We start from the raw sequence: 20,912 nt of genomic DNA, 5'->3' as shown, positions 1-20,912 counted from the left end.
GTGGACGCTCTGACGTGCTCGCGGTGGATTTACTCGAAGTCCTCGTAGGTCGGCCGGCCCTCCTCGGGCGGGAAGTCGTCCAGGGGGACCTGCTTCTGGTCGCCGGACTCCATGTCCTTGATCGTCACCGCGTCGTCTTCCAGATCCTGCTCGCCGACCACGACGACGGTCTCGGCGTTGATGCCGTCGGCGTAGGACAGCTGGTCGCCGAACCCGCGGCCCGTGAGGTTCACCTCGACGACGTGGCCGAGTTCGCGGAGCTGGCGGGCGATCTCGGCGGCCTCCTCGCGGGTGTCGCCGACGGTCAGGACGTAGTAGTCGGTCGACAGCTCCTCGTCGGGCCAGACGCCGGCGCGCTGGCAGAGCAGCGACAGCGTCTCGTGGCCGATGCCGACGCCGACGGCGGGCGTGGGCTCGCCGCCGAAGCCCTCGATGAGGTCGTCGTAGCGGCCGCCGCCGAAGACCGACCGCGAGACCTCGCCGGCGGTGTCGAAGCACTCGAAGACGACGCCGGTGTAGTAGTCCAGCCCGCGGGCGGTCTCCAGGGAGACGGTGCAGAACTCGCGGGCGCCGAAGTCCTCCGCTGCGGCGAGGACGTTCCGCAGGTTCTCGACCGCGGCGTCGACCCGGTCGGTCCCCGCGAACTCGACGAGGTCCGCGAGGTCGTCGGTCGCCAGCACCTCGTCGAACGCCTCGGCCTCCTCGCGGTCGAGGCCCGCCGAGACCAGCAGGTCGTAGTACTCCGGCTCGTCGAGCTTCTGGTTCTTGTCGACCCCGCGGATGGCCGCCTGCGTGTCGACGTCGCTGTCCAGCGACTCCAGCAGGCCGCCCAGGATGTCCCGGTGGGAGACCCGGAACTCGAAGTCGTCGGCGGTGAGCCCGAGGTCGGTCAGGACGTCGGCCGCCGCGGCGAGGATCTCGGCGTCGGCCTCCGGCTCCGGCGACCCGAAGATGTCGACGTTCGTCTGGTAGAACTCCCGGAAGCGCCCCTGCTGGACCTGCTCGTAGCGCCAGAACGGCCGCGTCGAGAACCACTTGATCGGCTTGGCCAGCGCCTGCTGGCGGGCGACGACCATCCGGGCGACCGTCGGCGTCAGCTCCGGCGTCAGCGCGACGTCGCGGCCGCCCTTGTCCTCGAAGTTGTAGAGTTCGTCGACGATCTCCTCGCCGGACTTGTCGACGTACATCTGCGTCCGCTCGAGCCGCGGCGTCCCGACCTCGCGGAAGCCGTACCGGCGGACGCGCTCCTCGATGGTGTCGGTGACCGCCCGGCGGGCGGACATCTCGCCGGCGTAGAAGTCCCTGAATCCCTTCAGCCCGTCGTACATGCAACGGGATTCGAAGCGGGGCGCACTAAAAGGACCGATTGTGGTCGGGGCTACCTAACGGCCACCAGGACTAGCTGCTCGCGGGTCGCTCCGCTCCCCGCTCGCATCTCCGAGGTCGCTCGCTTCGCTCGCGACCTCGCTAGTCGTCCACGACGACTTCCACCGGCTCGTCGCCCGACTCGCCGTCGAACTCCTCGCTGGACTGTTGCTGCTGGTAGTAGAGCGCCCCGGCGACCCCGAGGACGACCCACGACCGCCAGTTCGCGAGGTTCAGCGTGTACCCGATGCCGAACGGCTTCTCGACGAGCATCCCCTCGCCGGGCTGCCAGTAGGCCGACGTCATCCGCCCGAGCGACGGCCTGTCGAAGTTGTACGGGATACCGAACAGTTCGCCGGACTGCGGCTTCTCGGACATACTCGCCACTATGGCTGGCCGGAACTTATAGGCACGCCCCTCGCCGCGGCCGCCCCCGCTACTGGTAGCGCCCGCGGCCCTCGATCGCCCGCAACTGCTCGACGACGGCGGGGTCGCCGACCTCGCGGTAGGCGTCCTCGAAGGCCTCGACCAGCGCGGTCGGGTCGTCGGCCGTCCCGCCGAGGGCGCCCTCGAAGACGTGGAGGTCCATCGCGTAGTCCTCGACGTCGTCGGTGTAGTAGCCGAGGCCGAAGTCGATGAGATAGGTGAAGTCCTCGGAGGTCCGCACGTTCCGCGGCGTCGGGTCGCCGTGGACGAACCCGGCCGCGTGACAGCGAGCCAGGTGCCGGCCGACGTCGCGGACGCCCGACTCGGTCAGCGCGTCCCGCAGGTCGGACTCGCCGACGTACTCGAACTCGAGGCTACCCTCCTCCGGGTCGACGTCGAAGACCACCGGCGTCGGGACGCCGAGGCCGCGTGCCTCGCTGGTGAGGCGGGCCTCCGAGCGCGTCCGGCGCGTCCGCAGCCTCGCGTCGAGTTCCGGGTGGCGGTAGGACTTCGAGAGCCGGCGCTTGTACGCCCGCCCCGCTCCGTCGTCGAGGTCGACGACCGCCTCGGCGCCCTGGACGCGCTCCTCGTCGGCGGCCGGCGTCTCGACCCCCTCGCCGGAGCGCCACGTCACCGGCACCTCGTCGGGCCGGAAGTCCGGCAGCACCCGCGAGTCCTCGACGGCGACGGTGTCGCCGGCCTCGTACATCTTCGCGCCGAGGACGGCGATCATGCCGGCGTTGTCCCGGAGGAAGCGGGCCTCCGGCGCGTAGAAGTCGGCGCCGCGCTCCTCGCACATCGACTCGAGCATCTCCCGGAGGCGGTCGTTCTGGGCGACGCCGCCCCCCAGGACCAACTCGCCGGCGCCGGTCAGCGACAGCGCCCGCTCGCTCACCTCCGCGAGCATCGCGAAGACGGTCTCCTCGAGCCCGCGGCAGACGTCCTCGACGGGCGTCCCGGCGTCGTACTCCTGCTTGGCGGCGGACATGATGCCGGAGAAGGAGAAGTCCATCCCCTTGACGACGTATGGGAGGTCGACGTACTCGCCCTCCCTCGCGTGGGCCTCGACCTTCGGGCCGCCGGGGTGCGTCCAGCCGACGTGGCGGGTGAACTTGTCGAGGGCGTTACCGACGCCGGTGTCCATCGTCTCGCCGAGCACGCGGTAGCGGCCGTCGTGGTAGCCGAGGACGTGGGCGTTCGCGCCGGAGGCGTTCAGGCAGATGGGCGACTCGAAGCCCGACCGGTGGCGGCCGATCTCCAGGTGGGCGACCATGTGGTTGACGCCGACCAGCGGCAGGTCCAGCGAGCCGGCGAGCGCGCGGGCGGCGGTGCCGACGATGCGGAGACACGGACCGAGCCCGGGGCCGCGCGAGAAGGCGATAGCGTCCAGCGCCTCCGCCGGCGGTCCGTACTCCTCGGCGACGGTGTCGAGGACGTCTTCGACGACGGCCGGGACCGCCTCGCGCATGTGCTCGGCGGCCTCCCGCGGGTGGATCCCGCCGCTATCCGGCTGGTAGGCGTCGGACTCGATAGAAACGGCGTCGGACTCGGCGGCGAAGACGGCCGCGCTGGCACACCAGGCGGTCCCCTCGATGCCGAGAACGCGGGTCACGACCTACTCGAACTCGGTGTAGCTGCACTTCCCGCAGTGCTTGCGGTCGCCGTAGTCACCGAGGAAGGTGTCGCCGCAGCGCGGGCACTGCTCCTTGTCCGTCGTGCCGTCGTCGTTGTAGAACTCGTGTCGGGCCATCTACGCCTCCTCCGCCTCGGCTTCGGCCTCGTCGCCTTCCGCTTCCGCCTCGGGCTCCTCGTCGCCTTCGGGCTCGGCTTCTTCGGCGCCATCCTCGGTGATCTTGTTGCGCGCGAGGGTGTAGTCCTGCTCGACGTCGCGGGCGGCATCGGCGCTGTCGTAGACCTTCGCGTAGCCGACGGTCTTCCGCATGCCGTACTTGGTGTCGAGCTTCTGGACGACGACCTCGTCGGAGCCCTTGTTCAGCTTGGCGGCCAGCGAGTCGCGGACCGACAGCCGGGAGGGCGTCGCGTCGTCGTGGGTCAGCTGGAACCGGACGTCAGTCCGGTGCAACATCGGGTTCTCGTCCTCGTCTATGATTTCGACGTCCATGGTTACGTTACCCCAGATTTCCGCCGAAGCGCGTAAAAGGATTTCGAAGCAGCAGGTCGCCCCGGTCCGGTGCTCGACGTCACTCGGTGGCGAGCCGAATCCGACTCGGTCAGTCCGACAGGATGTCGGCGATGCGCTCGTAGTCGCTCTCCATGGCCTCCAGCAGGTCCCGGCACTCGGCCCGGAGGTCGTCGTCGACGGTCGCCAGAACCATCCCCTCGTCGGGCTGCCCGTAGACGATCGCGGCGCCGTCGGGAGCCGCGACGACCGCGGCCAGCGCCGCCAGGTCCTCCTCGCCCTCGACGGTGATGACGGTCGTCCCGTCGCTGTCCAGCGCGTCGGCGAGGGCCTCCAGCAGCTCGTCGGTCAGCGTCGCCGGCGGGTTGACGGCGTCGAGACGCTCGTCGAAGCCGTCGATGGCCTCGGCCACCTCGCGCTCGACGCGCTCGCGCTTCGTCTTCCCGTCGACGAGCGCGACGTCCGGCCGGCGGTCCGCCTGCAGGAGGTGGTAGGTGACCATGTCGCCGACGGCGACTATGGAGTCGCCGGCGTCGGCCAGCAGCGCCTCGGTGTCGGTGTAGATCGGTCCAAGCGGGTCCTTCAGTTCGCCCCGGAGGTCGTCCGGGAGCTTGGCGAGGATGGTCGGCATCCTAGCGGACCTTCAGCGCGTAGCGGCCGGGTTCCGTGACCTCCATCTCCTCGGCGATGACGCTGCTCTCGGGGTGGGCGATGACGACGTAGCCCGCCCAGTCCTCCGTCAGCGAGTTCGAGCCGCAGGAGGGACACTGCTCGCCGTCGTCGACGTCGAGGACGCGGTGGCAGTCCCGGCAGACCAGTCGATCGGCCATCTAATCACCCGCCTGCGCCTCGCGGCGCTGTCGGTCCTCCTCGAGCCAGCCGTGCTTGCCCAGTCCGGGCTGCTTGGCCGTCAGGCCGATCTTCGAGTCGCGGGGGTTCCGCTCGTCGATGCTCTTCGTGACGATGCGTGCGCGTACCGAGTCGCCGACGCCGAGCGTCCGGTTGGAGTCCCGCGAGGCCAGCTGCTGGCCCTCCTCGTCGTAGGCGAGGTACTCGTCGGAGATCTGCGAGACGTGGAGCAGCCCGTCGACCGGGCCGATCCCGACGAAGGCGCCAAAGTTGACGACCTCGACGACCTCGCCGTCGACGACCTCCTGCATCTGGGGGTCGAACGTGACGGCGTCGAACTCCGCCTCGTAGTACACCCCCGGCCGGTTCGGGAGGACGGCGCCGTCGCCGATGTCGTGGACCTCCGTCACGGAGACGACGCTCCCCACGCCCTCGTCCATCCGTCCTTCGAGCTTGTCCTGCAGCAGCCGCCGGACCAGCTCGGGCGACACATCCGCGAGGTGCCGCGGCGGCACCTCGACCGTGTCCCGAAGTCGTACCCGTTTGTACATGCTATGGTTCAGTGATTTCCAGTTTGTTTCGCCCCCGTAAACTAATTACGGGAACGTTCGCCTCCAGTAACCGCCGCCGAAGCGGGCCGTCGTTCGTGACCGCGTAGTCGCGCCCGCCGGCGATCTCCAGCACCGCATCGTCCGCGTAGTTGGCGCCGTGCTCGACGGTCTCGCACTCCCGGGCCGCGAGGTCCGCGCCGACGCTCGCCGCGGTCGCCTCCTCGCCGTTGCCGGCCGCGAGCTTCTCCAGCTCGTCGACGACCGCCCGCGGCACCACGGCCTCGTAGTCGCCGAGCAGGCGGTCGAGTTCCTCGAACGTCCGGACCCCGACCTCGACCGGCATCATCAGCGCGTTCGTGTCGAGCACCACGTCCATTCACCTGAGCGTTCCGACGCCGATGAGCCGCCAGCGCGCGCCGACGCGGCGGTTGATGGCGATCTTCGACCCCTCCGGCGCGCAGACGGGGCGCTTCAGCTTGACCTCGCACTCGTCGTCGCGCGCGCTCGTGACAGAGCCGACCGTCGTGGCCGTCCCGACCGTGAGCATCAGCGGCTCGCCGGTGCTGATCGGCTCGATCTCCTCGGCGTCCTCGCCGACGACGCGGTCGAGCAGGTCGACGCCCATCGTGAAGGCGTCGTGGGTCGGCGGCAGGCTCCCCGGCGGCCCGGCGACCTGCCCGGCCAGCGCGTCGCCCTTCGTCAGCGACGGGTCGAGTCCCGTGCCGACGCCGAGCAGCCCGCCCGGCGTCGCCTCGTCGACGAAGCTGCCGCCGGCCTGCAGCGACCGGACGGTCGTCTCGACCGGCTGGTACTCGGCGGCGCCGCCCTCCTCGACCTCGCGGCCGGGCCTGATCTCGAGGTCCTCGTCGACCGTCAGGCGACCCTGCGTCAGCGACCCGCCGAGGACGCCGCCCGTCAGGTCCTCCCAGGTCGTCCCCGGACGGTTGATGTCGAACGACCGGGCGACCTGCATCCGGGCGTCCGCGTCGGGGTCCCGCTCCGGCGTCGGGATCTCCTCCTCGATGGTCTGCATCAGCAGGTCCATGTTGACGTCCTGCTGGGCGGAGATGGGGACGACCGGCGCGTCCTCCGCGACCGTGCCCGCGACGAACTCCTTGATCTGCTCGTAGTTGCGCTGGGCCTGCTCGCGGTCGACGAGGTCGACCTTGTTCTGGGCGACGACGATGTTCTCGATGCCGATGATGTCCAGGGCCATGAGGTGCTCCTCGGTCTGGGCCTGCGGCACCGGCTCGTTGGCACCGACGACGAGCACCGCGCCGTCCATGATGGCCGCCCCCGACAGCATCGTCGCCATCAGCGTCTCGTGGCCCGGCGCGTCCACGAACGACACCGTCCGGACGTGCTCGCTCTCGGAGCCGTCCGGACAGGTGTCCTCGACGGTGTACCGTTCCGGCTCGTCGAGGTCCGGGCACTCCCGGAACGTCGCGTCGGCGTACCCGAGGCGGATGGAGATGCCGCGTTTCATCTCCTCGGAGTGCTGGTCGGTCCACTCGCCCGAGAGCGCCTGGACGAGCGTCGTCTTCCCGTGGTCGACGTGACCCACCAGTCCGATGTTCACCTCCGGTTGTCGGTGTTCTTGCGTCATTTAGTAATGACGTGAACGTCCGCCCGTGCGAGTGATAACGCTTCCGCTTTGTCCACCGTCGAAGAGCGCCCTGGAACCGTTCGACCGGGCTCGCTGCTGCCGCCGCGGGCCCGCTGCGACCGTGTCACCGACCTGCACGCCTATACCCGTGTGGCCCCAAGTCGAGGCCGACCCATGCCCGACGTCGAGACCGTCACCTTCGACTCCTTCAGCACGCTCGTCGACGTGGACGCCGTCCAGTCGGCGCTGGCCGACGCCGTCGACGACCCCGTCGCCGTCTCGAACCACTGGCGCTCGCGGTCGCTGCTGTACACCACCGTCGCCAACGAGGTCGACGCCTACGACACCTTCTACGCGCTCAACCGCGCCGCCCTCGAACACGCCCTCGCCACCCACGACGTGGACCTCCCCGAGAGCGAGCGGGAGGCCGTCCTCGAGACCTACCACGAGCTGGCGGTGTTCGACGACGTCCGCGAGGGGCTCTCCGCCCTCCGCGACGCCGGCGTCGAGACGTACGTGGTCTCGAACGGTAATCCGGAGATGCTCGACTCCATGGTCGACCACGCCGGCATCGACGACCTCCTGGCGGACGCGATCAGCGCCGACGAGGTCGAGACGTTCAAGCCCAGCGTCGAGCTGTACCGCCACGCGGCGGCGCGGACGGGGACCCCCATCGACTGCATCGCCCACGTCACCGCGCTGTTCTACGACGTCCTCGGCGCCTCCCACGCCGGCATGACCGGCGTCTGGCTCGACCGCGGGAAGGTCCCGTGGGACGGCTTCGCCGGCGACCCCGACGCGGTCGTCGACGACCTCCGGGACGTCGCATCGACGCTCGGCATCGAGAGCTGACCCGTCGTTTGTGCCGCCTCCGCGGTCGGTCTGTCGGTGTGGCGAGCGGGCCCCTTTTCACCGCCGAGCACGTCCCCTCCGCCAGTGCGGGAGTACGCCTTCGAGCTGGCGATGTGTGCCGCCGTCGAGGCCGCCAGCGACGGCGTCGTCGCCCGGCAGCTCGGCACCCACACCCGCGTCGTCGACGCCGTCGAGGTGCTTCCGGGCCCCGGCTTCGACGACCGGGTCGCCATCACTCCCGAGACCATCCCCGGGCTGGCCGTCGAGAGCGGCGTCGGCGTCGGCCGCGCCCGCTACTGGAAGGACGCCGTCGACGCCTCGCCGGAGCACGCCCGCGACGTGGTCGACCGCGCGGTCGACGTCGGCTTCTTCGAGGCCGAACGCCGGAACGGCCGCCGGTACGTCCGCCAGACCGCCCGCTACCCCGACTGGTTCTCGGGGCTCCGCGCCTACGAGAACAAGCCGGACCTCGGCCGCCCCGGCGACCTCGAACTCCAGCTCCGCAAGGACGTCTCGCTGGCGCTGTTCGACGAGGTCGTCCTCGTCACCGAGTCGTACGTCACCGGCGCTCACCTGAACCGCATCCCCCCGGAGGTCGGCGTCCGCCGGTTCGACGCCGAGACCGGCGACTTCGAGGTCGTCCGCGAGGCGACGCCGCTGCCGTCCGACGAACCGGGCATCGCGGTGCTCGACGAGCACCCGGCCCGCGTCGACGTCGAGCCGGTGACGGCGGACGAGAAGGCGCGGCTCCGCCGCCGCGTCGCCGAGCGCGCCTACGGCAAGGGCTGGCGGCCCTCGGCGCTGCCGGCCTGTGCCTCGGGCGAGGCGCGCGGGCCGGGCTTCGCCCCCGGCGACGAACTCCCCTACTGCACCTGGAAGGGCCGGTTCGTCGACCCAGCCCGGGAGTGCGGCGACGGTTGCGACGGCTACGAGGCCGCGGCCCCGCCAGCCGCCGACCCCGAGGCCGTCCGCGCCGAGCGGAGCCCCTGGGACCCCGACCCCGACGGCGCCCGGCGACGGCAGGCCGGCCTCGACCGGTTCTGCGACTGATGCCGAACGACTGATTAGACCGGCCGCCGGGAGTGATACCATGCCAGAACCACGCACGCTCCTGGCGCCGGGCGCCGCCCTCCTCCTCGCGACGCTCCTGGCGCTGTCGCTGCCGGCGATGACCGGGTTCGGAACCCCGGCCGCGGCGGCGGAGGGGCCGGGCGACGAGTGCGTCGGGACGATGACAGAGCAGCCCGACGAGTCGACGGTTGTGAGCATCCAGGGGACGGAACTCACCGACGACGGCTACGAGAAGCGGGCGGCGCTGCTCGTCTCCTACGCCCCCGACGGGACCTTCGAGTGGGCCCGGAACGCCTCCGCCGCCGGCCGCTGGTGGGCCTACGACGTCGACCGGCTCCCGAACGACAACCTCCTGTTCGTCACCACCGAGAGCGGCGCGAGCATCGTCGGGGAGCTGAACCCCGACTCCGGCGAGTACGAGTGGAAGAAGCGCTTCGACGGACCTCCGGACGACGCCGAGAACCCGCAGGTGACCGACGCCCACGACGTCGACCTGATCGACGGCGACGAGCTCGCGATCGCCGACAAGGGCGAGGGCCACGAGCGACTGCTCGTCTACAACCGCACGCAGGGCGAGGTGACCTGGGAGTGGCGCTTCGAGGACCACCCCGACCACTACCCCGAGTCCGGCGGCGGCCCGCCGGACGACTGGACGCACGTCAACGATATCGACCGCGTGAACGTCAGCGAGTCCGACGCCGTCGACGCCACCGGCGAGTGGTTCATGGCGTCGGTCCGGAACTTCGACCAGGTCGTCTTCGTCAACCGCACCTCGAAGGCGGTCGAACTGACCCTCGGCGAGGACGGCGACCACGACGTCCTCCACCGCCAGCACAACCCCGACCACCTCTGGGGGCCGGACGGCGAGCACACCGCCCTCGTCGCCGATAGCCTCAACGACCGCGTCGTCGAGTACGCCTACGACGCCGACTCGGGGTCCTGGGAGCGCGTCTGGCAGGTCACCGGGCTGAACGAGCCGCGGGACGCCGACCGCCTCCCGAACGGCAACACGCTCGTCTCCGACCGCATGGGCCACCGGGTCGTCGAGGTGACCCCGGAGGGCGAGGTCGTCTGGGAGATGTACACCCCCTACGAGACGTACGACGCCGAGCGCGGCGGCCCCGGCTCCGAGGGCCCGACGATGCGCGAGCAGGGCGTCGAGGGGCGCTACGAGGTTCACGGCGACGCGAACTTCTCCGAGGCGGAGGTCGACGCCTGCGCCGACGCCCTCTACTCCTTCGCCCCCTCGCGGTTCGACACCTTCGCGGGCGACCTGACCGGCCGGGACGTCCACCGCGGCGAGTCGCTCCCCCTCGTCCCGATCGCGGTCGGCGCGCTCCTCGTGCTCGTCGCCGCCGTCGGCGCCATCGCCTACCGCCGGCGCTCCGGGTAAACCTCTTGTCCCCGGGCGCCACCTATCGACCGTGAGTCGGCCAGCCGGTATCGTGCTGCTCGCCGTCCTCTGCAGCCTCGCCGTCGTCGGGGCGACGCTGGGAGCCGCGCCGTCGCCGGCGTCGGCCCAGCCGGGAACCGACGACTGCACTGGCCCGGTCGAGCGCCCGGCGGCGGCGGAGACGGTGATCGCCGCCCAGGGGCTGCAGGTCGTCGGCGACCGCTACGAGAAGCGGCCGGCGACGGTCTCGGCGTACGACCGCGAGGCGAGGCCGGTCTGGAGCCACGACCTCGGCGAGCGCGGCCGGTTCGTCGCCCGGAGCGTGGACGCGACCGAGGCCGGCGTGCTGGTCGTGAGTCGCGAGCGCGACCACAGCGTCGTCGAACTGCTCGACGACGACCGCCGGCCGGTCTGGGCGCTCCGGTTCGGCCTCGGCGACGGCCCCCGCGGCGACGTCGACGCCCGCGACGCGCTGCTCGAACCGGCCGGCCTGCTCGTCGCCGACGACCGGCGCCTCGTCCGCTACGACCTCGAGGCCGACCGGATTACCCGCGAGTGGCGACTGCCCGACGACGCATTCGCCGACGACGAGAGCCACGTCTCGGGGGTCACGCCCGTCGGGGACGGCTACCTCGTCACCGTCGCCGGGAACGGCACCGGCAGCCTGCTGTCGGTCGGCGACCGGGGCGTCCGCTGGCGGGTCGACGGCCTCCGGGCGCCGTACAGCCCCCAGTCGCTCGGCGAGACGGTGCTGCTCGCGGAGATGGGCGCCGACCGCGTCGTCGAGGTCGAACGCGACGGCGACGTCGCCTGGGCGCTGACCGGCCTCGACCGGCCGCGGAGCGCCGAGCGCCTCCCCGGCGGCACGACGCTCGTCGCGGACCGCCGCGCCCACCGCGTCCTCGAGGTTGAGGCCGGCGGCCGCGTCGTCTGGACCGCCTTCGCCCCCTGGGAGCCGGTCGATGCCACCCGGTCGGTCGAGGGAGACCGCCCGGGGGCCGGGGCGCTGAACGCCTCCGGGAGCGCGCCGGTCGACGCAGCGAACGCCACCTACGACGAACTCGCGGCCTGCGAGGCCGGCCTGCTCGCGCTCGGGACCAACCGGAGCGAACGGGCCGTCGCCGTCGTCGACACCGGCCCGCCGGCCGCCGGTTTCGGGGTGGCGATGGCCGCCATCGCCGGCCTGGTCGTCGTCGTTCGATTCGGGCGCGGCCGGTCCGAACACAGCGACTAACTCGGTCTGAAGGTTTTAGCGTCGGAGTCCCGGAGAGGGCCTACCATGGCTGTCGACCCCACCGCCGTCCAGGCGGTGTACGCGCTCTCGTCGGTCACCGCGCTGCCGATCGGCTACGTCGTCTGGCGGCACCGGCGGACGCCCGGCGCGCTCCCGCTGCTGGGCAGCATCTGCGGCGGCTGGTGGTGGTCGACGATGGCGTTCCTCACGACCGCCGTCCCGGCCTCCCCGCTCTCGGACCACCTCTCGCACTCCATCTTTCTGGGCGTCGGCGTCGTCGTCGCCTCCATCTTCCTGTTCTCGCTGGAGTACACCGGCCGCGAGCACCTAGTGAACCGGTGGACGGTGGCGTTGCTGTCCGTCCACCCGCTCGCGGTGTACGCCGTCGCGGTGACGAACCCCGGTGACCTCTTCTACGCCGGCACCACCGTCGACCCGTCGGCGCCCTCCGGCGTCGTCGTCGAGTGGGGCCCCGCGTTCTGGGTCCACACGCTGTACTCGTACGTCCTGATCCTGGTCGGGACCGTCTTCATCGTCGGGATGCTCTACCGGTCGCGCGCGCTCTACCGGGGGCAGGTCGTCGCGCTGCTGGGGGCTGTGGCCGCGCCCACGGTCGCCAATCTCGTGAGCCTCTCCGGTCTGGTGTCGTTCGACACCACGCCCGTCGGCTTCGTCGCCGCGAACGCGCTCTTCGCCGTGGCGATCGTCCGGTACCAGCTCATCGACCTCTCGCCGATCGCCCGCGACCGGGTGCTCGACGAGATCACCGACGCGGTGTTCGTCGTCGACGCCCAGCACCGGCTCATCGACCTCAACGAGACCGGCGAGGAGTTCGCCGAGCGCGTCCTGGGGAGCGCCGACATCGTCGGCAGCACGGTCCAGGCGCTGCTGACCGCGGTACCGGAGGCCCTCGAGGGGTACCGGGAGATCGTCGGGAGCGAGACCGCCCAGGGGGTCGAACTCTCGGTGCTGGGCAGACACTACGCGGTCAACGCCTCCCCGCTCGAGGACGGCCGGGGCCGCCACGTCGGGTGGCTGTTCCTCGTCCGGGACGTCACCGAGCGGAAGCGCCGCGAGGCGGAGCTCCGGCGGCGGAACGACCAGCTCGACCAGTTCGCCAGCGTCGTCTCCCACGACCTCCGGAACCCCCTCGGCATCGCGAAGGGGTACGTCGAACTCGTCGAAGAGACCGGCGAGCTCGAGCTCCTCAAGGAGGTCGAGGAGGCCCACCGCCGGATGGACAGCATCATCGAGGACGTCCTCGCGCTCGCGCGGGAGGGCGAGGTGGTGACGGACCCGGAGCCCGTCGACCTCCGGGGCGTCGCCGAGCGCGCCTGGCGGAACGTCGACACCGACGGCGCAGAGCTGCACGTCGACGACGTGTCTATCTCGGCCGACGGCGACCGCCTCACCCGGCTCCTCGAGAACCTGTTCCGGAACGCGACCGAGCACGGAACGTCCGACGACCCGGCGGAGGCCGATCGGTCGGTCGTCGTTTCGGTCGGCCGCTGCGACGGCGGCTTCTACGTCGCCGACGACGGCGTCGGCATCCCGGAGGAGATCAGCGACCGGATCTTCGAGAGCGGCTTCTCGGGCGGCGACGGCACCGGGTTCGGCCTGAGCATCGTCCAGCAGATCGCCGAGGCCCACGGCTGGCGGGTGTCGGTGACCGAGGGCGGCGACGGCGGGGCGCGCTTCGAGTTCGACGGCGTGACGTTCCCCGAGGACGGCTGAGTCAGAGGCCGAACGTCTCGCCGTCGACGGCCATGTCGTCGTCGAAGGCCCGCTCGGCCGGGATGTAGTGGGAGAGGTGGACGAGCCGGTAGTCGTCGGCCCCGAGTTCCGCCGCGAGGTCTCGGGCGCCCTCGATCGTCATGTGCTTGGTCCCGAAGGTGCGGAAGACGCCCTCGTCGTCGGGGTGGTCGCCGCCGAGGGGGTGGTACTCGCAGTTCGAGGCCGGGACGATGCCGTCGGCGAGCAGGAGGTCGGCCCCCCGGAGGACGTCGCGGGACCGCTCCGGGAGGTCGTAGTTCGTGTCGCCGGTGAGCGAGAGGACCGCGCCGGTCTCGGGGTCGGCGATCCGGACGCCGTAGCAGACCAGCGGCGGATGTTCCACCGGGACGAGCGTCACCTCGAACCCGCAGGTCTCGAAGGGCTCGTACGGCGTCCGCGGGCGAACCGAGATGGCGTCGAGGTAGTCGTACTTCCGGTCGACGGTCTCGGCGACGCTCTCGTCGGTGACCGGGTCGGTCTCGTCGGCGGCGTAGACCGGGACGTCGTCGAGCAGGCGGTAGGCGTTACCCAGACCGTCCAGGTGGTCGAAGTGGACGTGCGTGACGAGGACGGCGTCGGGGAGGTCGACGTCGTGGTCGAGGAACTGCTGGCGGAAGTCGGGGCTGGCGTCGACGAGCAGCGACTCGCCCGTGCGCTCGTTGTGGACGTGGACGGAGAACCGGGAGCGCTCGACGCCGCGGTCGCGGGCCGCTCGACAGGTGCCGCACTCGCAGTTCGGCGTCGGGGTCCCGGTGGTGTCGCCGGTGCCGAGCAGCGTGACCTCCATCAATCGTGGCTGTGGTCGTGGTCGTGGTCGTGGCCGTCGGAGCCGCCCGCGACGAGGGCGTCGGCGTCGCCCTCGATCATGTCCATGTTCTTCAGGTTGTCACGCTCCTCGAAGTCCTCGATGGCGTCGAGCATGTCCGCCTGGGTCAGCGTCGTCCGGTTCTCGGTGAGGGCGTCGAGGACGGCCTCCCGGAGGACGAGCCGGAGGTCGCTGCCGGTCAGGCCCTCGGTGGCCTCTGCGAGTTCGTCGGGGTCGAAGTCGTCGACGTCCATCCGGCGGGTGACGATGCGGAGGATGTCCGCGCGCATGCGACTGTCCGGCTTCGGGAAGTTGACGATCTCGTCGAAGCGGCGCCAGGCGGCGGCGTCGAGTTGGTCCGGGTGGTTCGTCGCGCCGATGAGGAGGACGTCGTCCTGGATCAGGCTCACCTCGTCGATCGACTTCAGGAGCGTGTTGACGGCGCGCTTGATGGCCGCGTGCTCGTCCGACGAACGGGTCTTCGCGACGAAGTCGAACTCGTCCATGAAGAGGATGCAGGGCGAGAGCCGCTTTGCGATCTCGAAGGTCTTGTCGACGTTCTTGGCCGTCTCGCCGAGGTACTGGCTCGTGATCATCGAGAGCTTCACCTCGACGAACGGCAGGTCGAGGTCCTGGGCGAGCGCCCGCGCGACCGACGTCTTCCCGGTGCCCGGCGGGCCGACGAACAGCAGCTTCCCGATCTCGCGGAGGCCGATCTCCGCGAGGTAGTCGCGGTGCTCGATGGCCTTGACGACCTTGTGGATCTCGTTCTCCTGGTCCTCGGTGAGGACGAGGTCCTCGAGGGTCATCTCGATCTCCTCTGGGGCGCGAATCTCCACGAGGTCGAGCATCTCCTCCTCGTCCTCGTCGAACATCTCCTCGAGCAGCGAGTCGATCCAGACCCGGTCGGCGTGGATCGGCCGGTTCTGCTCACGGGCGTCCTCGTAGTCGACGCCGAGGTCGTCGCCGAAGGCGTACGCCAGCGTCGGGTTGCTGGTCAGCTGCTCGGCGGTGATGCGGTCGAGCAGCCACGACTCGGCCATCTCGCGGTCCGTGAACTCGATCTTCCCGGAGAAGTCGTCGCGGTCCGTGAACATCAGCCCCGAGACCGCCTCCCAGGGGCGCTCGACGCCGGTCGCCGCCGCCGCGGTGTTCGTCGTCGTCGTCAGCGGCCGCTCGACCTCCCCGTCCTCCCAGAACACCCGCCGGTAGCGGGGCGGCAGGTCGCGTTCGTCGAGGTCTCGGTTCTCCGTGTAGATGGACGCAGTCAACAGAAACTCCACGACGTCGAGCTCGGGGCTGCTCATTCCCGGGAACGTTACCGCGGTAGGTGTATAAGCCATTCGAAAGCCACTTTTTGCACGCTCCGGCGGTCCGCCGGGAGCGGACACGCCTCCGCGGCAAAAACTTGGGGAAAATATGCGCGAGCGCCTCCAGCCACGAGCCTCCCTGCGGTCGGCTCGCGTTAGTCGGCGCTCGCTACGGCGACTCGGCCTCCGGCCTCGTCGCCGCGAACCGCTCGGTCGCTGCGCTCCCTCGCGGATGCTCACGTGCCGACATAAAAACCCTCCTCTGTGCGGTTAACAGTAGAAGTCGAAACCGGTGGTGCCCTTAACGTGAAAAATACGCCAGCATAGCAGGTTTAACGTGGGACCGACCGCTAGAGTGGGTGTATGAGTGACAATACTCCCGTCGTGGTGAAGGCGTACCGGACGCCGTTCGGCAAGGAGGACGGCGTCTTCGCGGACGTTCGTTCCGAGGACCTCTCGATCCCCCTCATCAACAAGATCCTCGACGAGACCGGGCTCACCGGCGAGGACGTCGACGACCTGAAGTGGGGCTGCGCCCAGCAGCGCGACGAGCAGGGCAACAACATGGCTCGCGTCATCGCGCTGATGTCCGACCTCGGCGAGGACACGCCGGCGACGACCATCAACCGCTGGTGTGCCTCCTCCGCGGAGGCCGTCATCTCCGCCGCCGACGCCGTCCGCGCCGGCCAGCGGAACTGCATCATCGCCGGCGGCGTCGAGTCGATGTCCCGCGTGAAGATGGGCCAGAACAACGCCATCCACCCGGGCCTCAACGACCACCACAACATCGCCGCCCTGCAGATGGGCATCACCGCCGAGGAGGTCGCCGAGCGCTACGACATCTCCCGGGAAACCCAGGACGAGTACGCCGCCCAGTCCCAGCAGCGCGCCGTCGAGGCCACCGAGGAGGGCCGCTTCGACGACGAGATCGTCCCCATCGAGGGCCACGACGACGACGGCGAGGAGATCACCGTCGAGGAGGACGAGGGCCTCCGCCCCGGCACCACCGCCGAGAAGCTCGCCGACCTGCCGACCGTCTTCAAGGCCGACGGCAGTGTCACGCCCGGGAACGCCTCCCAGACGACCGACGGCGCCGCGGCGCTGATGATCACCTCCCGCGAGTTCGCCGAGGAGAACGGCTTCGAGGAGCTCGCCGAGATCGGCAACAACGCCATCGCCGGCGTCGAGCCCGAGGTCATGGGCATCGGCCCGATCCCGGCCTGCGAGACGCTCTTCGAGCGCTCCGACACCTCTGCCGACGACTACGACCTCATCGAGCTCAACGAGGCCTTCGCCTCCCAGTGCGTCTACTGCCGCGACCAGCTCGGCTTCGACAACGAGCGCTACAACGTCAACGGCGGCGCCATCGCCATCGGCCACCCCCTGGGTGCCACCGGCGCCCGCCTACCCGTCACGCTCATCCACGAGATGAACAAGCGCGACGACGCCCAGCGCGGCATCGCCACGGAGTGCGTCGGCTTCGGTCAGGGCGCCGCCATCGAGTTCAAGGTCGACTGAACGACGTCGCTGCTCTCTTCCATTTCTGGTCGTCGCATCGGGTAGTGACGACTGTCGTCCGAGCCGACGTCCTGGCGGCCGAACTCGGCGGCAGTGTTTTCACGCAGTCGCCCCACCCCACCCACCATGCGCGTCCTGGAGAGCGACCTGGCGGTCTACGTCGCCTCGGGGGCGTTCGCCATCCTCGTCTTCGCCGCCGCCATCGCGGTGCTCGTCACCCGGACCGAGATCGAACTCGCCAGCGGCACCGTCGCGACGTTCAGCGCGGGCTTCCTGCTGTTCATGAGCGTCTACTTCGCCGCGATGGTCATCTACCGGGAGATCGACGAGCGGGAGCCGCTGTAGAACGATTTTCGGCTACAGTTCGCCCTTCGTGCTCGGGGTGTCGCTGCGGCGGTCGTCGATCCGGGTGGCGTCGTCGAGCGCCCGCGCGAGCGCCTTGAACAGCGCCTCGACCTCGTGGTGGGCGTTCTCGCCCGAGACGTCCGCATGCAGGGTCAGGCCGGCGTTGAGCGCCAGCGACTCGGCGAAGTGCCGGGCCATGTCGCTGGTGAAGTCGCCGACGGCGTCCTGGGAGAACGCGCCGTCGAAGTAGAACCGCGGGCGGCCGGAGACGTCGACGACGACGCCGGCGACGGCCTCGTCCAGCGGCACCCGGCGGTCGGCGTAACGGACGATGCCGCGCTTGTCGCCCAGCGCCTCGGCGAGCGCCTCGCCGAGTGCGATGCCGACGTCCTCGACGGTGTGGTGGTCGTCGATCTCGAGGTCGCCGTCGCAGCCGACCGTCAGGTCGAACAGGCCGTGCTTCGCCAGCGACTCGAGCATGTGGTCGAAGAACCCGACGCCGGTGTCGACCGTGCTGTCGCCGTCGCCGTCGAGGGCCAGCGTCACCTCGATGTCCGTTTCGGCCGTCTCACGGGTGACGGCCGCCTGCCGCTGTGTCATATCCCCCACTTCGAGCGCTCCCTTATGGTGGTTGCGGCGGTTCGGCGCCGGGAACGGGCGCGGGTCGTCGGTCGCCGCTCGCCTTTTCCGTCCGGCGGCCGTACTGGAAGTGTGTTCCAGAAGATCAGCATCGCGGTGACGGCGTACAGGGTCGCCTCCCGACGGTTCGGCACCATCGGCTCGCTCGCCGTCGCCGGGCTGGCGGTGGTCGCGGTCGGCTACCTCAAGCAGTACCTCCGCCGGGAGCACCCGGAGGCGGAAGAGCAGCTCGACGCCGCGCTGTAGCAGTCCGACGACCGCGTGACGGCCGTCTGACTGAACGTTTTGGTACCCCGCGTCGTAGGTCGAGAGACGCATGAGTGCGCGAAACCTGATCCCGGTCGCGGCGGCGCTGGCCGAACCCGTGGCCCCGAAGGTACCGCCGACGACCAGGGAGGGTCTTTACGCCCGGATCGCGCTGCTGTACCGGCGTGCCAGAGCGCGGTTCGCCCGTGACTAGACCTCGTTGGCTTCCTCGAGCGTGAACCGTCCCTCGTAGAGGGCCGTCCCCACGACGACCGCGGCGGCCCCGACGTCCTTCAGCGCGCGCACGTCCTCGAGGGTCGAGACGCCCCCGCTGGCGACCACGGGGACGTCGACGGCCTCGACGACCCGCGCGACCGGCTCGCGGCGGATCCCCTCCAGTTGCCCCTCCACGTCGACGTCCGTGAACAGGATCGCTCCGGCACCTTCCTCCTCGTAGCGAGCGGCGGCCTCGGCCGGATCGAGGCCGGTACCCTCGGTCCACCCGGAGACGACGACCTCGCCGTCCTTCGCGTCGAGGCTCACCATCACGCTCCCGGGGAAGTCCTCGCTGACGGCGCCGACGATGTTCGGGTTCTCGACGGCCGCGGTGCCGAGGATGACGCGGTCGACGCCGAGTTCCAGCAGCTCGCAGGCGTCCCGCGCCGTCCGGATGCCGCCGCCGAGCTGGACGTCCGCGTCGACGGCCTCCAGGACGGCCTCGAACGCCGGGGCGTTCTCACGCTCGCCTTCGAAGGCGCCGTCGAGGTCGACGAGGTGGAGCGTCTCGGCGCCCTCGTCGACCCACGTCCGGGCCGCCTCGACGGGGTCGCCGTACGTCTTGCCCGTGCCGCGCTCGCCGCCGACCAGCTGGACGACCTGGCCGTCCTGGACGTCGACCGCCGGGATGACCTCGAAGGAGGGGAACATGCCCGACCGGTCGGCGCGACGGGAGAAAAGCGTACCCGTCGACGGCGGGCGACCACCGGCCAAACAGGGCGCTTATCCGACGCCCCCTCGTTGCTCCGGGCATGGAAGTGCTGCTCGTGGTCGGCATCGCCGTCGCCGTGTTCGTCGGGTACAACATCGGCGGCGCCAACACCGCGCCCGCCTTCGGGCCGGCGGTCGGCGCCGGCGTCCTCGGGAAGCTCCTGGCGGCCGGTCTCATGACCGTCTTCTTCTTCGCGGGCGGCTGGACGCTCGGCCGCCAGGTCGTCGACACGCTCGGCGACGGCATCGTCCCCGGCGAGCTGTTCACGCTCCCGGCCAGCATCGTCGTCCTCTTCTTCATCGGGTTCGCGCTGTTCATCTCGAACTTCGCCGGCGTCCCCGCCTCGACGTCGATGACCGCCGTCGGCTCCATCGCCGGCCTCGGGCTGGCGACCGGCACCCTCGACTGGGAGACGATGGGCCGAATCGTCTCGTGGTGGATCGTCGCGCCGATCGTCGCCTTCTGGATCAGCGGCGTCATCGGTCGCTACTTCTACCCCACGATCAACGCCTGGATCGCCATCCCGCAGACCGAGGGAAGCCCCTTCGGCGCCGACGCCTCCCGCCGGGAGACCGCCGGCGCCCTGCTGGTCATCGTCATCGGCTGTCTGATGGCCTTCTCGGCGGGGGCGTCGAACGCCGCCAACGCCGTCGCACCGCTGGTCGGCAGCGGCGAGCTGTCGATGAACGTCGGCATCATCCTGGCGACCGTCGCGGTCGGCCTCGGCGCGTTCACCATCGCCCGGAAGACCCTCGACACGATGGGCAACGACCTGACGGAACTGCCGCTGACGGCGGCCATCGTCGTCGCGATCGTCTCGGCGACGGCGACGGCGGCGCTGGCCGCGATCGGCATCCCCGCGAGCTTCGTCATCATCGCGACGATGAGCATCGTCGGGCTGGGCTGGGGTCGCGCCACCCGGACCGCGACCGCCCGCGACGCGGTCCGCGGCGAGGGGACGAACGTCTCCGTCGGCGCCCTGGCGGCCGACGAGGGGGCGACCGTCGGCGACACCGAGCGGCGGGGCGAGAACGCCCCGCCCATCGGCGAGGAGGAGCCCGGCGACATCCCCGCGGCCTCGGACCTCTTCGACCCGGAGACGACCGGTCGCGTCATCCTGATGCAGAACTTCGTCCCGGCGGTCGCCACCATCGGGGCCTTCCTCGTCTTCCGGTTCGTCCCCGTCGTGTAGCCCCGCCCACTCGGAGGCCGGAAAGGTGGACAATCGTCCGTGTACCGCGAGAGACCCGTTCCTAACAGCAACCTTCAACACAGAGGCGCGTGAATCTACGAGGTGATGCCCACGGTAGAATACCTCAACTACGAAGTGCTGGACGACCAGGGCTGGGACATGGACGACGACGACCTCTTCGAGCAGGCCGCCGACGCCGGTCTCGACGACGAGGACTACGGCACGCTCGACGTCGCCGAGGGCGAGTACATCCTCGAGGCGGCCGAGGCGCAGGGCTACGACTGGCCCTTCTCGTGCCGCGCCGGCGCGTGTGCGAACTGCGCCGCCATCATCAAGAAGGGCGACATCGACATGGACATGCAGCAGATCCTCTCCGACGAGGAGGTCGAGGAGAAGGGCGTCCGCCTGACCTGCATCGGCAGCCCCGCCGACGAGGAGGTCAAGATCGTCTACAACGCCAAGCACCTCGACTACCTGCAGAACCGCGTCATCTGAGCGGTATCGTTCGACGTTCGTTTCATCCTCCCCGTTCTCCGACCGCGCCCTGCCCGTTCCGGCGAGTCGACCGCAGGTGTGACGGCGCTTCCGAGTCTTCGCCTCCGACCGTTA

At 70.4% G+C, this 20,912-nt stretch carries 25 protein-coding genes; 11 read left to right on the top strand and 14 right to left on the bottom strand.

Annotation, left to right across the window (positions count from 1 at the left end):
• Positions 1-29: 29 nt before the first annotated feature.
• The 10 genes from hisS to HWV07_RS16745 all read right to left on the bottom strand — a co-directional run bounded on the left by hisS (position 30) and on the right by HWV07_RS16745 (position 6,937).
• Positions 30-1,328, bottom strand: coding sequence for a histidine--tRNA ligase (hisS, locus tag HWV07_RS16790; RefSeq protein ID WP_178335420.1), 1,299 nt, complete (start codon positions 1,326-1,328; stop codon positions 30-32).
• Positions 1,329-1,467: 139 nt separating this feature from the next.
• Complete coding sequence (locus tag HWV07_RS16785) at positions 1,468-1,743, bottom strand: DUF5808 domain-containing protein (RefSeq protein ID WP_178335419.1); 276 nt, start codon at positions 1,741-1,743, stop codon at positions 1,468-1,470.
• A 58-nt stretch (positions 1,744-1,801) separates the two neighbouring features.
• Complete coding sequence (locus tag HWV07_RS16780) at positions 1,802-3,403, bottom strand: bifunctional N(6)-L-threonylcarbamoyladenine synthase/serine/threonine protein kinase (RefSeq protein WP_178335418.1); 1,602 nt, start codon at positions 3,401-3,403, stop codon at positions 1,802-1,804.
• Positions 3,404-3,406: 3 nt separating this feature from the next.
• Positions 3,407-3,541 carry a 30S ribosomal protein S27ae gene (locus HWV07_RS16775; RefSeq protein ID WP_178335417.1) on the bottom strand — a complete coding sequence of 45 codons (135 nt, stop codon included), beginning with the start codon at positions 3,539-3,541 and terminating at the stop codon, positions 3,407-3,409.
• Entirely contained in the window at positions 3,542-3,913 is a 372-nt protein-coding gene (locus HWV07_RS16770) for a 30S ribosomal protein S24e (RefSeq protein WP_178335416.1), read from the bottom strand.
• A gap of 109 nt (positions 3,914-4,022) precedes the next feature.
• Entirely contained in the window at positions 4,023-4,562 is a 540-nt protein-coding gene (locus tag HWV07_RS16765; RefSeq protein ID WP_178335415.1) for a GTP-dependent dephospho-CoA kinase family protein, read from the bottom strand.
• 1 nt (position 4,563) lies between these two features.
• Positions 4,564-4,761, bottom strand: a complete 198-nt coding sequence (gene spt4 / locus HWV07_RS16760) for a transcription elongation factor subunit Spt4 (RefSeq protein ID WP_178335414.1) — start codon at positions 4,759-4,761, stop codon at positions 4,564-4,566.
• Positions 4,762-5,331 carry a DNA-directed RNA polymerase gene (locus tag HWV07_RS16755; RefSeq protein WP_178335413.1) on the bottom strand — a complete coding sequence of 190 codons (570 nt, stop codon included), beginning with the start codon at positions 5,329-5,331 and terminating at the stop codon, positions 4,762-4,764. It abuts the gene before it with no gap.
• A gap of 1 nt (position 5,332) precedes the next feature.
• On the bottom strand, positions 5,333-5,707 hold the full coding sequence (locus tag HWV07_RS16750; protein WP_178335412.1) for a type II toxin-antitoxin system VapC family toxin: 375 nt from the start codon (positions 5,705-5,707) through the stop codon (positions 5,333-5,335).
• Positions 5,708-6,937, bottom strand: coding sequence for a translation initiation factor IF-2 subunit gamma (locus tag HWV07_RS16745; protein ID WP_178335411.1), 1,230 nt, complete (start codon positions 6,935-6,937; stop codon positions 5,708-5,710).
• A gap of 174 nt (positions 6,938-7,111) precedes the next feature.
• On the opposite strand from HWV07_RS16745, the gene HWV07_RS16740 reads away from it, so the two are divergent.
• The 5 genes from HWV07_RS16740 (at position 7,112) to HWV07_RS16720 (ending at position 13,221) form a co-directional block, all read left to right on the top strand.
• Positions 7,112-7,789: a haloacid dehalogenase type II gene (locus HWV07_RS16740; protein WP_178335410.1), complete on the top strand. Its 678-nt coding sequence runs from the start codon at positions 7,112-7,114 to the stop codon at positions 7,787-7,789.
• Between the two features lie 84 nt (positions 7,790-7,873).
• Positions 7,874-8,839, top strand: coding sequence for a DUF5787 family protein (locus HWV07_RS16735; protein WP_178335409.1), 966 nt, complete (start codon positions 7,874-7,876; stop codon positions 8,837-8,839).
• Between the two features lie 40 nt (positions 8,840-8,879).
• A complete protein-coding gene (locus tag HWV07_RS16730) occupies positions 8,880-10,253 on the top strand; it encodes an aryl-sulfate sulfotransferase (RefSeq protein WP_178335408.1) in 1,374 nt (457 codons plus the stop codon).
• A 31-nt stretch (positions 10,254-10,284) separates the two neighbouring features.
• Positions 10,285-11,487: a hypothetical protein gene (locus HWV07_RS16725; protein WP_178335407.1), complete on the top strand. Its 1,203-nt coding sequence runs from the start codon at positions 10,285-10,287 to the stop codon at positions 11,485-11,487.
• 45 nt (positions 11,488-11,532) lie between these two features.
• Positions 11,533-13,221: a sensor histidine kinase gene (locus tag HWV07_RS16720; protein WP_178335406.1), complete on the top strand. Its 1,689-nt coding sequence runs from the start codon at positions 11,533-11,535 to the stop codon at positions 13,219-13,221.
• Between the two features lies 1 nt (position 13,222).
• Here the strand turns inward: HWV07_RS16720 and HWV07_RS16715 are convergent, their stop codons facing one another.
• Both HWV07_RS16715 and HWV07_RS16710 read right to left on the bottom strand, forming a co-directional pair.
• A complete protein-coding gene (locus tag HWV07_RS16715) occupies positions 13,223-14,047 on the bottom strand; it encodes an MBL fold metallo-hydrolase (protein ID WP_178335405.1) in 825 nt (274 codons plus the stop codon).
• The gene (locus HWV07_RS16710) at positions 14,047-15,372 is read right to left on the bottom strand and encodes an ATP-binding protein (protein WP_178335404.1); all 1,326 of its coding nucleotides are present in this window, start codon (positions 15,370-15,372) and stop codon (positions 14,047-14,049) included. The genes HWV07_RS16715 and HWV07_RS16710 overlap by 1 nt, the downstream gene beginning before the upstream one ends.
• 366 nt (positions 15,373-15,738) lie before the next feature.
• On the opposite strand from HWV07_RS16710, the gene HWV07_RS16705 reads away from it, so the two are divergent.
• Positions 15,739-16,893 carry a thiolase family protein gene (locus tag HWV07_RS16705; RefSeq protein ID WP_178335403.1) on the top strand — a complete coding sequence of 385 codons (1,155 nt, stop codon included), beginning with the start codon at positions 15,739-15,741 and terminating at the stop codon, positions 16,891-16,893.
• A gap of 126 nt (positions 16,894-17,019) precedes the next feature.
• Positions 17,020-17,238 (top strand): hypothetical protein, encoded by a 219-nt coding sequence (locus HWV07_RS16700; RefSeq protein WP_178335402.1) that lies wholly within the window; start codon positions 17,020-17,022, stop codon positions 17,236-17,238.
• 12 nt (positions 17,239-17,250) lie between these two features.
• Here the strand turns inward: HWV07_RS16700 and hisB are convergent, their stop codons facing one another.
• Positions 17,251-17,838, bottom strand: a complete 588-nt coding sequence (gene hisB, locus HWV07_RS16695) for an imidazoleglycerol-phosphate dehydratase HisB (RefSeq protein WP_178335401.1) — start codon at positions 17,836-17,838, stop codon at positions 17,251-17,253.
• Between the two features lie 111 nt (positions 17,839-17,949).
• On the opposite strand from hisB, the gene HWV07_RS16690 reads away from it, so the two are divergent.
• A complete protein-coding gene (locus tag HWV07_RS16690) occupies positions 17,950-18,123 on the top strand; it encodes a hypothetical protein (protein WP_178335400.1) in 174 nt (57 codons plus the stop codon).
• A 70-nt stretch (positions 18,124-18,193) separates the two neighbouring features.
• Positions 18,194-18,337 carry a hypothetical protein gene (locus HWV07_RS16685; protein WP_178335399.1) on the top strand — a complete coding sequence of 48 codons (144 nt, stop codon included), beginning with the start codon at positions 18,194-18,196 and terminating at the stop codon, positions 18,335-18,337.
• Here HWV07_RS16685 and hisA read toward each other — a convergent pair.
• Entirely contained in the window at positions 18,334-19,050 is a 717-nt protein-coding gene (hisA, locus tag HWV07_RS16680; RefSeq protein ID WP_178335398.1) for a 1-(5-phosphoribosyl)-5-[(5-phosphoribosylamino)methylideneamino]imidazole-4-carboxamide isomerase, read from the bottom strand. The two genes, HWV07_RS16685 and hisA, sit on opposite strands and share 4 nt — an antisense overlap.
• Before the next feature lie 101 nt (positions 19,051-19,151).
• Between hisA and HWV07_RS16675 the strand changes: the two genes are divergently transcribed.
• On the top strand, positions 19,152-20,303 hold the full coding sequence (locus tag HWV07_RS16675) for an inorganic phosphate transporter (protein ID WP_178335397.1): 1,152 nt from the start codon (positions 19,152-19,154) through the stop codon (positions 20,301-20,303).
• A gap of 105 nt (positions 20,304-20,408) precedes the next feature.
• Positions 20,409-20,798 (top strand): ferredoxin Fer, encoded by a 390-nt coding sequence (fer, locus tag HWV07_RS16670; RefSeq protein ID WP_178335396.1) that lies wholly within the window; start codon positions 20,409-20,411, stop codon positions 20,796-20,798.
• The last annotated feature ends 114 nt before the right edge of the window (positions 20,799-20,912 follow it).

The sequence above is a fragment of the Natronomonas salina genome (genome assembly GCF_013391105.1).
Classification (GTDB): Archaea; Halobacteriota; Halobacteria; order Halobacteriales; family Haloarculaceae; genus Natronomonas; species Natronomonas salina.
Note: the sequence above shows the minus strand (reverse complement) of the source record. Positions and strands in the feature narration are given on the sequence as shown.